This is a genomic window from Veillonella sp. AF36-20BH (genome assembly GCF_003602765.1).
GTDB classification, from domain to species: Bacteria; Bacillota; Negativicutes; order Veillonellales; family Veillonellaceae; genus Veillonella; species Veillonella hominis.
The window spans coordinates 389,067-401,335 of sequence record NZ_QTLR01000002.1; the positions used below are offsets into that span (position 1 = coordinate 389,067).

The window sequence follows — 12,269 nt, forward strand, 5'->3', positions numbered from 1 at the left end:
TGTAAAACGTTTACAGATTTTTTCAATGTGCTATAATATTCATGTAATTATCATGATTTTGTGATAATAGTTTCGCCGATGGAGACGAAGTTAATGTTTATGAAATGGGGATTGAACGATATGAACAAACGGAAACGTTTATTAACACTGTTGATTAACGGTGTATTAATGTCTAGTCTTTGCATTGCCTATGCGGCACCGGATAATAACCCGGGTTCCGGTAACGGTGTGGCTATTGGTACAGGTAGTAATGCACCAAAAGCGGAAAACGTGGCTATTGGTAAGGGTGCCCTTATTAAGTATTCCAATGGTGCGAGTGATGCTACAGGTGATGTTGCTGTAGGTAATGGTGCTTATATCGACAACTATGCCAGCCAAGGCGGTAGTGTTGCCATCGGTAAAAATGCAAAAATCGAAAACATGACAGGTGTCGTAGAAAAAAGCTTTGCTCTAGGTCAAACGACTTACAGCGGAAGTCCGTTCTCTTCTGTTAGAATCCCTGCAGACCCTACGAAAGTTGTGGGCAGTGTTGCAATTGGTGATAATACATTTGCGCGCACCGGCAGTACCATGATCGGTTCTCATAATTACAAAGGTAAGTTGGGGGATATCGATGTAGATAGTGCTACGACTAGAACCTATGCTCTTAATGCATATGCTACAACCATCGGTGCTAACAGCTTCAGTAATGGTGCTTTCACTACGAATACAGGTGTGTATAACATCATGTCCAGTGAATATACCGGTGGATTTTTTTCAAACCCGATCAAAAACTTTGGAGCTACGATTACCGGTTCATTAAACAGCATTGAATCGCAAACCGCTAATAACCGGTATGCAGGTATTGCGAACAGTATCGTAGGTACAGCGAATAGAACATTTAATTCCAATGGTTCTATCGTAATGGGTGCCGGCAATGAGATTACAAATTCCATTACTACCATTTCGGCTCCAAGTGACGGTGGTAATTCTGCTAAGGCATTAGCTGATAGTTTGCGTGGCGCTATTAAAAACTCTAAGAGTGGCGGTGCTACCATGGCTCTCGGTGGTGGTAATAAGGCCGACTATACATTGCGTACATCCATAATCGGTGTGAACAACACGATCACGGGTGCTAGTGGTGATGAAAGCACCAATAACCTTTCCATGGGTGTTGATAATACAGCGGATAAGGTTAAAAATACAACCGTAATCGGTACGGAAAATAATATAACTAACTCTACAGGAACGCTTGTTCTTGGTGATAAACGTACCATAACGAACGCTAACCATGCGGTTGTTATGGGCTCCAGCGATAACGGCACAACGATGAATGTCGATGATGCGGTAGCCGTAGGCCATAATACAGATGTTTCCGTAGCAGGTGGTGCCGCTATCGCTAGTGAAGCAAAGGCAGGCGTTGACAAAGGTGAAGTTGGATATGATCCAAGTAAAAAGGCTGCATCCACTGAAACGAACGCTACATGGAAATCGACGCGTGCTGCAGTATCTGTCGGCGATGTGGACAATGGTGTGACTAGACAAATCACGTCTGTAGCAGCAGGTTCTAAAGATACAGATGCTGTTAACGTGGCACAACTTAAACAATTACAAAACCAAGTAAATTCTGTTGGTTCAACAACTGTTAGCGCAGGTAATCACATTAAAGTAGATGCTACGACAAACGGCAATGTTAAGGACTACAAGGTTAGCTTGGCTGATGATATTACTAATCAAATCAACAATAACACAACGAATATCACGAACATCCAAGGTGATGTTAGCAATATTAAACAAGATGTAACTAACATTCAAAATAATATTACAAATATCGGTCAAAATATTTCTCGTTTCGATAGAAAAATCAATCGAGGTGTAGCAGGTGCTGCCGCTCTTGCCGCTTTACATCCATTGGATTTCGATCCTGATGCAAAATGGGATTTCGCAGCTGGTTATGGTCATTTCCACGATGGTAATGCCGCTGCATTAGGTGCTTTCTATCGTCCTAATGAGGATGTACAACTCAGCATCGGCTCCACATTGGGTAATGGTGAAACCGTTGTTAATGCCGGTCTTTCCGTGAAAGTCGGCGCTCATAGCAATGTATCCCGTTCCCGTGTAGCTGTTGGCAAGGAAGTGTTGGAACTTAAGAAAACCGTGGCTGTACAAAATGCGCAAATTCAAAAATTGACTGCCATCATCAATAGCTTGGCAGGCATGAACATGAAGGCGGATCGCACTACATTATTCCCGGATGTACCTAGCAATCACTGGGCTTATGATGCAGTATATGCACTCTCCGAACGTGGATTGGTAGAAGGGTATCCTGATGGTACATTCGGCGGAGACCGCATGATGACTCGTTATGAATTCGCTCAAATCGTATACCGCGCTATTCAAAAGGGTGTAAGCGTAGATGAACGTCTCGTAACGGAATTTGGCCCTGAAATGGCATTGTTCCGCGTGGACACAGTTGCAAAAGACGCTAACGGTCAACCAACTATCGAACGTGTCAGAGTCAACAAAAAATAATTAATCAGATACAGTATTAAGTTTTGTTTATATTGATTGATGTATCGCATATTGATTAATAGATATAAATTATATTAGAAATAATATAATTAAAGACTTATATACTAGCATATTATCTGATAAAAATAGACAATAAAAAGGGTAGTAACTGTCAAAGTTGCTACCCTATTTTATTATTGTCTTTAGACTGGTTCGAGACGTAGTCGCGAATCATAAAACCACCCGCTATGCGGGTGCGGCAACGAAAGTTATACAAAAAAATCACCTTGCTTAAGTATAATGTAGGTGTTCAAGTCGCATTATATGCAAAAGAAAGGTTTGAACAGTGTAACTACCGGTAATACTGTTATGAACAGTGATGGCTTGACTATCAATGGCGGTACTAAGATTGTTAAGGACGGTATCGATGCCGGCGTTAGCTTGAAACTTGGTCAAGGCAATCACGTATCTACTTCCAGAGTAGAGCTATGGAGAAAGAACTTAAGGATCTTCGTGCAGAACTTGAAAATATGAAGGGCGCACTCATAAAAGTTTCCGAAGGTAAACAGCTTAACTCCTTGGATTTGGATAAGATGCAACTCTTCCCAGATGTGCCTGAAAACCACTGGGCATATGACTATGTGGCAACATTGGCAGGTAATGGCATCATCGTTGGCTACCCAGATGGTAAGTTTGGCGGAGACCGCATGATGACTCGTTATGAAATGGCTGCTTTGATTTACAGAGCTATTCAAAACGGTGCTGTTGCCGATGAACAAATGGCTAGAGCTCTTAAAGAATTCCAACCAGAACTTGAACGTATCAGAGTGGATACTATTTCTAAACATAAAGATGGTACTCCTGATATTCAACGTGTTTGCGTTATCAAAGGTCGCGGTTAATCGAAGCGAAAGGCTTTCATATGAAAAAATTGTGTTTTCTTGTGATTGGAATGTTATCAATACTATTGCTGTCGGGGTCTATGGCCTCGGCGGCAGATGGTATTACCGTAAGAGGTCAGTTTGAAGGGGCCTATGCGGAAAATGTATATCGTTTTGTCACTCCTGAGGGACAAGAAATTCCTGCCATGATGGAAAATGGAGGCAAGATAATGAGTTACACGCCTTTTCAGGCGTTAGGTTATATAGCCCATAATCAGGCTCAACAACCTATACTGATTACTCGAAAAGTGGCTTATGAAGATCGTCTTTCAAATCAACCCATGGTGAGCTACAGAAAAGATGTTGAAGATTCTTCTTCAAAGATAATGACACGGAAACCTCCTAAGGTTGAGATAACTCGTGATGCAGGCTATTTTCAAGGTCCTGTAAAGAGCGATCTTAACAATTGGTATCAAGTCAATCCTGGCGCTTTACGCATAGATCAGCTAGATGGTTATCAAGTTGCGTGGAATTTATCCGGGATTCCAATGAGGACTAAAATCTGTACCGTTGGTAGAATTATATCCTCTGCGGAAGGCGGACTCATGAATTTCCGTACGGTTCAAGGGACTACTATTCTTGTAGATCTCAATGGTGCAGTGTTCCTATGGGACAACGGGTAACCATTTTGGGGATTATCTCCTCTCCGTCGGTATTGATGATTCAGTTCGTACACAGCATTGGCAGCGAATGAGATAAAGGATCTTTTTAAAAATAAAACCAAATAAACTTTTCTCCGGAAAGAGCTTTTATCAATACGATGCCTTGGAATGGGGCTGGACGGTCAATGACAGAACGTCAATATATCATTTACAACCTATAATTTTATAAAATCTTTGTAAAAAACTTTGAGTTATGTCTCCTTGAATGTATAATAGTAGTATTGAGGAGACATAGATCATTTTGTCTTTTTAGGGAGTGTGTTTTTCAATCCAAAGGGAGGAAAATTATGAATCACATTTATAAAGTAATTTGGAGTCGAGTGAAGCATTGCTATGTAGTGGTTTCCGAAATCGCTACTAATGGTGGAAAAAGCAGAACCATTTTTGAAAAGAAAAATGCATCATTCGGTGCACTTTTATGCGCTTTTGCCTTGGCAGGATGTTTAGTGCCGAGTGTGGTGGAAGCATCATTTAATGCGGGAATTGGGTCTTCTGTATTTCATAAAAACAGTATTGCTGTAGGGGATACTGCTAAGACTACACAAGAATATACGGTGGCTCTCGGTAGCAGAACACAGGCAACTGATATATATGCTATCGCTATCGGTGACCAAGCAAAAGCTACAGGTCAAGGGGCGACGGCTATAGGTTCTTTATCTCTATCTACGGCACTACATTCTCTTGCTGTTGGTGATCAAGCTCATGCTACGGGTCAAGACAGTTCGGCATATGGTCTTAAATCTCAAGCTACCGGATTGGCCAGTGTAGCAGTGGGAGCCGATGCTAAGGCAAACAGTCAAAATGCAATCGCCATGGGTAACACATCTACTGTAACAGGATTAAATGCTATAGGGATTGGTTCCTTAGCAAATGCGGCAGGTACTCAAACGGTCGTAGTAGGACGTCAGGCCCATTCCGATGCAAACTCTGAAAACAGTGTTGCTATAGGTCAAGGCGCTCATGCAGGGGGACAAAAAAGAGCAAACGATCCTTATTCTGCAAGCACTATTGCTATTGGTAATGTAGCACATGCAATGGAAAATGGCGATATTACTATTGGTCGTCAAGCTACAAGCTCGGTATCCAAATATCATGATCAAGAAGGATCTGGTGCAGTTGTCATGGGGGCGGAAGCTCATTCTTATGGCTCTCGTGGTGATGTGGTTATTGGTTCCGGAGCGGAAGCCAGCATCATTAGAAAGAGCGTTACCAATCCTGATGATCATCCTGAATACTCTCAAGGCACGGCTATCGGTAGTATGGCAAAGGTGTATGGCACTCAATCTATAGGTATCGGGGGAGATGTAAGAGCTATTGGTCATTCCTCTATTGCCATCGGTGGAGATGATATTGAAACGGCGAAGCCTGATTTGAATACAGTAGTGCCTGATATGGCGGTTGCTGGGACACAAAAAAACTTTAATCGAGAACTGGCCGCTCTATACCCTGGAACTACATTGGGATCTGGTGCACTTAATGATAGTAAAAAGTATGTAAATACCGCTTCTATCGGTCATGGCAGTATGGCTATCGGTATGATGACGCAGTCTCTTGGTACGGGTTCCACGGCAATCGGTGTTAACTCATTGACAAAAGGCGTTGCCAGTACAGGTATCGGTGTCATGGCACGAAGCTGGGGTAAAAATTCTCTTGCCGTAGGTAGCCAGGTAGGTGCGTATGGTGACAAAGCCATATCCATTGGTGATACGAATACAGTTGGTTTCGATATGACCGATGGCGCTACATCCGGTACTAAATCTGCTGCTCTCGTGTAGAAAATAAAGTGTATGGAAGCAATTCCTATGCTATTGGTGATGGTAATACGATTGGTTCCGCGACTATTACGGAAACCACAGAAACTAATGGCGATAAGATTAAAAAGGTTACTGCCGGTACGGTTAAAGGTAATACGGCAGGAGCTTTCGGTAATAAGAATACCATCACAACGGATAATGCATATGCGGTAGGTAATAATTCCACAGCTTCTGCTGATGGTGCCATGATTGTAGGGAGCAGTGCATCCGTAACAGGAAAGAATGGTGTGGCTCTCGGTAACAATACAAAGGTAGCGAATGAAAATGCTGTAGCTATCGGCGATGGTTCTGAAACAGCGGCAGCAGTGGTGACACAATCCGCAACGATTAATGGGGTAGCTCATAATTTTGCTGGCGTAAATCCGACTTCCACCGTGAGTGTAGGCAAGGCGGGTGTAGAACGGACCATCACTAATGTGGCGGCAGGCCGCATTTCTGCTACATCGACCGATGCTATCAATGGTAGCCAATTATATGCGGTGACTACGGAAGTAGATAAGGGCGTAGTTTATGCAGGTGATGTAAAAGCTGCTGCGGCTCCGGATAATAAGTTTACCCAAAAATTAGGTGCTCAAACTAATATTGTCGGTGGCGTGACCGATGAGTCTAAATTGAGTGATAACAATATCGGTGTGGTATCTAACGGCACGGATACGTTGAATGTCAAATTGGCTAAAGATCTAAATGTAGAGAGCGTAACAACAGGTACTACGGTAATCAATAATAATGGATTGACCGTTGGTGGAAAGAGCTTTATTACTCCGAATGGTATCAATGCCAATAATGCGCCTATTACGAATGTTGCCGACGGCAATGTAGCCCCTAACTCCAAAGATGCAGTTAACGGTGGTCAATTGAACGAAGTAAAAGAATTAGCCGGCAAACATACCATTGTGAAAGTAGATGGACAAGAAAACAGAACTGACGGTAACTTGCTCATCACTAAGACTGACAATAATGGTCAAGCTACTTATGATTTGAAGTTAAATGATAATCTAGCAATCGGTAAGGAAGGTCCAACAGGTAAAGATGGTTCCATCGGAGTCAAGGGTAAAGATGGTTCTGCTGTTGCTATCAACGGTAAAGACGGTTCCATCGATCTTAACGGTGCAAATGGTGCAAACGGTCTTACTATGAAGAGCGGTGACGCGAAACCGGCTGTAGATGGTACCGGTATTACTCGTCTCGTTCTTGAAGAAAACGGAGTGAAACACGACGTAGCAACCTTGGATGATGGTTTACAATTCACAGGTAACAATGAAAACACCGTTAATAAACACAAATTAAATACCTTGGTAAAAGTACAAGGTGAAGGTGTGACACAGGCAGATTCTGATAATTTTGCAAGTGCGTCCGGCAATATCAATGTAAAGGCGAACGGTACAGATAAATTAGAACTTCAATTGGCAAAAGATCTTAAGAATCTCGACTCCGTAACTGCAGCTAAGACTGTGAAAGCAGGCGATGCTGTTATGGGCGGCCAAACAGTGACTAATGCAGGCGGAGATAATGAAACCGGTAATTATGTAACAGGTTTAGATAATAAGACTTGGAATCCGGATAAAATTGTATCCGGTCGTGCTGCCACAGAAGATCAAGTGAAAGATGCTATAGCGGCTCAAACGGCTACGGGCCTTAAGTTTGATGCCAATGTGGGTGGTGTGAAAACTAATAAATTAGGCTCCACTGTGCTTGTGAAAGGTGAAGGCACCGCAGCCGATAATGATTACAGCGGTGAAAATATCAAGACTTTCATCACCCAAGATAATGATGGTAATACTACTATTAACGTGAAGATGAATAGAAGTCTTCTAGCTGATTCCATCAAGGTCAATAAAAAAGGTAAAGATGCCAAAGATGGCGTTACCCTTACAGGCCCTGACGGAGCAAACGGTACAGACGGTAAGGTAGGCATTTCCGGTAAAGACGGTAAAGATGCGGTATCCATGTCCGGTAAGGATGGTGTCGGTCATATCGGCTTGAATGGTAAGGATGGCCGTAATGCTGATATGATAGTCGATAAAGGCACTCCTGATCTTGACGGTAATGAAATCACTCGTATTAAATACACCGATGAAAATGGTACCCCTCATGAAGTGGCAACCAAAGATGATGGTATGATGTACGGTGGTGATTCCGGTACTGTTATCAAGAAGAAACTTAACTCGCAAGTCAATGTTAAGGGCGGTATCACTGATGAAAATCTATTGACCGATGAAGATAATATCGGTGTTGTTTCCGATGGTAACAATACATTGAAATTACGCTTGGCGAAAGATTTGCAAGGTTTGAAATCTGCAACTTTCAAAAATGGTAATGTTAATACTGTTATCAACGGTGACGGTATGACCATTACTGAAACAACTCCGGCTGGTAATAATTCGGTGAGCCTCACTAAAGATGGTCTCAATAACGGCGGTAAAAAGATTACCAATGTAGCTGAGGGTACTGATCCTAATGATGCAGTCAATGTTAATCAGTTGAAAAAAGCGACTGATGCAGCGACTACTACAGTAACTGCCGGCAACAATATCACTGTTACACCAACTACTAATCCTAATGGTTCCACGAATTATGAAGTTGGTCTTAAAGATCAAGTGACATTGGGTTCAGATCCTACGAAACAAATCGCGCTTGATGGTACTACAGGTACGATCAAGGCCGGCGATAAGGTAACAATCGATGGCAACAAAGGTAATATTACTGCAGGTAAAGTGGCGATCGATGGTGAAAATGGTATCATCAAGGCCGGAGATAAGGTGACTATCGACGGTAAAGACGGTAAGATTGATGCAGGTAAAATCGCTGTGGACGGTAAAGACGGCTATGTTACCGGCTTGGAAAATAAAACATTCGATCCTGCTAATATCGTTAGCGGTCGAGCTGCCACAGAAGATCAAGTGAAATCGTCTCATGATACGTTGGATAAAAAGATTGATGATCTAGGTGATGAAATCACGAAGAAAGGATTAGATTTTGCAGGTAATACAGGCGAGTTCCACCGTGATTTAGGTCAAAAGGTTACCATTAAAGGCGAAGGTACCGAAGCGGACGATAAATACTCCGGCGAAAATATCAAAACGATAGCCGATAACGATGGTAATATCACTATCAAGATGGCGAAAGACATCAAGGCTGACAGCGTAACTGCGAATACGGTTAATGGCGGTACAGTGAATGCTGATAAGGTAAAAGTCGGCAAATCCGGCCCTGATGGTGTAACTATTACCGGTCCTAACGGTGCTGACGGTACAGATGGAAAGGTAGGCATTTCCGGTAAAGACGGTAAAGATGCGGTATCCATGTCCGGTAAGGATGGTGTCGGTCATATCGGCTTAGCCGGTAAAGACGGTCGCAATGCGGATATCACTGCTGAAAAAGGCGATGAAGATCTTAACGGCAATGAAATCACTCGTATGAAATACATGGATGAAAATGGTACACCTCATCAAGTGGCAACCAAAGATGACGGCATGAAGTACGGTGGTGATTCCGGTGCTGTGATTAAGAAAAAACTTAACGAACAAATCAATGTTGTGGGCGGTATCTCTGATGTTAGCAAATTGTCCTCTGAAGATAACTTAGGTGTGGTATCCGATGGTACCGGTAACCTTAAGATTCGTATGGCGAAAGACTTAAAAGGACTTGAATCCGTAACAACTAAGGATGCTGCAGGTAATACGACTGTTGTAAACGGTGGCGGGATGACGATTACACCTTCTACAGGAAATTCCGTAAGTCTTACTAAAGACGGTTTGAATAATGGTGGTAATAGAATTACTAATGTAGGCCCTGGTGTAAACGGTACAGATGCTGTTAATATGAATCAATTGAATGGCTTAATGAGCGATATGGAAGGTCAAATTGCAGACTCCGGTGCTGCTAGTGCGGCTATTTCCGGTCTTAAACCATTACAATACGATCCATTGGAACCTACTCAAGTAATGGCTGCGTTAGGTCACTACAAAGGTAGCACCGCGGCTGCTTTAGGTGTGGCTCATTACACTAATGAATCCACATTGTTCCACATGGGCGTATCCCTCGGCGGTCATGACAACATGTTCAATGCGGGTGTATCTTATAAATTCGGTACATCTGATGCGAAGAAAGCCGTTCCGGAACGTTATAAAGGCGGTCCAATCAGCTCTGCTTATGTAATGCAAGATGAAGTGACAGCTTTGAAAGCGAAGTATGAAAAAGTACAACGCGATAATGAAGAAATGAAAGCACAAATTGCATTCTTGATGGAACAATTGGGTAACAAATAATATGATAAACATATTGATGTAATATGATATGAAATCACATATTCATATTGTAGTGCCATAAAAGGCGCCAAAAGCATTTTGCTTTTGGCGCCTTTTAGTATTTTATGAATTTACTCTTGCTTTTATTGGGGGTATTCGTACATATTATCTATCGAGTATATGTTGCATATATGTAAGGATAATCCATTATCGATTTAATATAAACGAATGAAATTAGATATAAACGAATGAAATTAGATATAAACGAATGGGAGTAGAAAGAAAAATTTTTTAGTTGGTTTTATACGTAAAAAATGGTACATTTGGCATGAATATAAATAAAATGGTTAGATTTGTTGTATATTTATAAGTGATTATAATTTTTAGATGAATATAAAATTAAATTTCTTTTACTTTTCACATAGGATATGGTATGTTTAATACGATATGTATCGAAAAAAGTCCATATATTATATATGGTTTTACTTTTTTCTAGAATTATAAATGATTTTAATCTATTCATATAACCTGATTATTTTATGTAAGGAGTAAAGTAAATGAATCGAATCTTTAAGGTGATTTGGAATCGTACGAAAGGTTGTTATGTCGTTGTGGCTGAAACGGCGAAGAACGTGTCGAAACGTTCGACAGTAACTTCTGTGTTTGCAAAGATGGTTGGCATGAACGTTACAAGGGTGGCCCTATTAGCTCCATGTATGTAATGCAAGATGAATTGACGCAATTGAAAGTTGAGAATGCACTCATGAAACAACGTGACCAAGAATTGACCGCTAAGTATGATCAAGTGCAACGAGACAATGAGGAAATGAAGGCTCAAATTGCATTGCTCATGAAACAAACAGGACTTACTAAATAATTTGTACTTGGAAGTATTTGATTTTTATTATATTCTATTTATGTAAGGAATATGAAGCCCGCTCATTTGGCGGATGATTATGAGGAGGATTAGGGTTTATGAAATTAAAGAGATTTATGCCTATTTTAGCGCTTGCTTGTGTATGTGTTGCAGGTCAAGCTGATGCAGCTCGCGATACATTGATGATGCGTGAACAAGCACCGTTACCTTTAACTAACATCGAACAGGAAGTAGTTCTTCCTGTTCCTAGTGAAGAAGTGCGTGACGTAGTAAGGGATTTCACATATTTTCAATTGAATCAAGCCGGTAAGCTTATCAAAGACGATACCAATGTTGTGTCCGGGCAAGAACGTTATAGTAATAATGCGCTTTATTATATGAATGTCCGCCGCAGCTGGTACATCGTGAGTCATCGCTATAAAGAAGACAGCTATGCACGCGTGGCTTTAGATCGTTTGTATGATGACTATAAAAAGTTCTTTGAATCACATACTACGGTATCTGAAGCCGGTAAAATGGATTATGCACAAGAAATCATCGATATCTTGGATCGTAATACTGCCGAAATTAAAAATGATGAATTGCGCTTTTACATGAATGAAATGGTTATTTTCAGTTTGAAACAATCTATGAAAGATGGGAATAATCGTGTGAAAGTTGTTCAACAAACAAATGAACTGGTAGCTGAAGGGTATCGTGTAGTTGATCTTCGCAAAGCTATCAACACAGAGGAAGCTCTTGACTAATATGGTTGAAAGTTTACTCGAATAGCAAGTCATATAATAGCTTGTATAGTAATTCTCATAGTGACTGAACTATATTCATACTTTTTAATTAAGTGCTAAGGGGCATCATTTTGGTATCGCCTTAGCACTTTTTTTATTGTCTTTAGACTGGTTCGAGACGTAGTCGCGAATCATAAAACCACCTGCTATGCGGGTGCGGCAACGAAAGTTATACAAAAAAATCACCTTGCTTAAGTATAATGTAGGTGTTCAAGCCGCATTATATGCAAAAGAAAGGTGATTTTATATGGCAACAAAGACACAGAGCCTTGCGCACACAAAATGGTTATGCAAATACCACATAGTATATACACCTAAGTATAGACGTAAAGTTATATATAATCAATATAGAAATAGTTTACGTGAAATACTGAGACGTTTATGCGAATATAAGGGCGTCAAGATTATAGAGGGGGAGCTTATGGCAGATCATGTGCATATGCTAGTATTAAT

Annotated in this window: 7 protein-coding genes and 1 pseudogene; all 8 read left to right on the forward strand. The window is 41.2% G+C overall.

What is annotated here, in order from left to right:
- Positions 1-120 precede the first annotated feature (120 nt).
- Positions 121-2,511 carry an S-layer homology domain-containing protein gene (locus DW000_RS04250; RefSeq protein ID WP_120055279.1) on the forward strand — a complete coding sequence of 797 codons (2,391 nt, stop codon included), beginning with the start codon at positions 121-123 and terminating at the stop codon, positions 2,509-2,511.
- Positions 2,512-2,978: 467 nt separating this feature from the next.
- Entirely contained in the window at positions 2,979-3,392 is a 414-nt protein-coding gene (locus tag DW000_RS04255; protein WP_243624524.1) for an S-layer homology domain-containing protein, read from the forward strand.
- 80 nt (positions 3,393-3,472) lie between these two features.
- Complete coding sequence (locus DW000_RS04260) at positions 3,473-4,054, forward strand: hypothetical protein (protein ID WP_243624526.1); 582 nt, start codon at positions 3,473-3,475, stop codon at positions 4,052-4,054.
- 326 nt (positions 4,055-4,380) lie between these two features.
- Positions 4,381-10,175 (forward strand): annotated as a pseudogene (locus DW000_RS04265) (ESPR-type extended signal peptide-containing protein).
- A gap of 536 nt (positions 10,176-10,711) precedes the next feature.
- On the forward strand, positions 10,712-10,876 hold the full coding sequence (locus tag DW000_RS04270) for an ESPR domain-containing protein (protein WP_120055258.1): 165 nt from the start codon (positions 10,712-10,714) through the stop codon (positions 10,874-10,876).
- Positions 10,867-11,031: a hypothetical protein gene (locus DW000_RS09810; protein WP_165850989.1), complete on the forward strand. Its 165-nt coding sequence runs from the start codon at positions 10,867-10,869 to the stop codon at positions 11,029-11,031. The genes DW000_RS04270 and DW000_RS09810 overlap by 10 nt, the downstream gene beginning before the upstream one ends.
- Before the next feature lie 98 nt (positions 11,032-11,129).
- Positions 11,130-11,777, forward strand: coding sequence for a hypothetical protein (locus tag DW000_RS04275; protein ID WP_120055260.1), 648 nt, complete (start codon positions 11,130-11,132; stop codon positions 11,775-11,777).
- Between the two features lie 286 nt (positions 11,778-12,063).
- Positions 12,064-12,269 (forward strand): IS200/IS605 family transposase (gene tnpA, locus DW000_RS04280; RefSeq protein WP_120055281.1); only part of this gene is annotated, 206 nt, incomplete at its 3' end.

Excerpts from the sequence above, each read along its gene's own strand:
- DW000_RS04250 (WP_120055279.1), top strand. The coding sequence starts at position 121 with ATGAACAAACGGAAACGTTTATTAACACTGTTGATTAACGGTGTATTA.
- DW000_RS04255 (WP_243624524.1), top strand. The coding sequence starts at position 2,979 with ATGGAGAAAGAACTTAAGGATCTTCGTGCAGAACTTGAAAATATGAAG.
- DW000_RS04260 (WP_243624526.1), top strand. The coding sequence starts at position 3,473 with ATGGCCTCGGCGGCAGATGGTATTACCGTAAGAGGTCAGTTTGAAGGG.
- DW000_RS04270 (WP_120055258.1), top strand. The coding sequence starts at position 10,712 with ATGAATCGAATCTTTAAGGTGATTTGGAATCGTACGAAAGGTTGTTAT.
- DW000_RS09810 (WP_165850989.1), top strand. The coding sequence starts at position 10,867 with ATGTATGTAATGCAAGATGAATTGACGCAATTGAAAGTTGAGAATGCA.
- DW000_RS04275 (WP_120055260.1), top strand. The coding sequence starts at position 11,130 with ATGAAATTAAAGAGATTTATGCCTATTTTAGCGCTTGCTTGTGTATGT.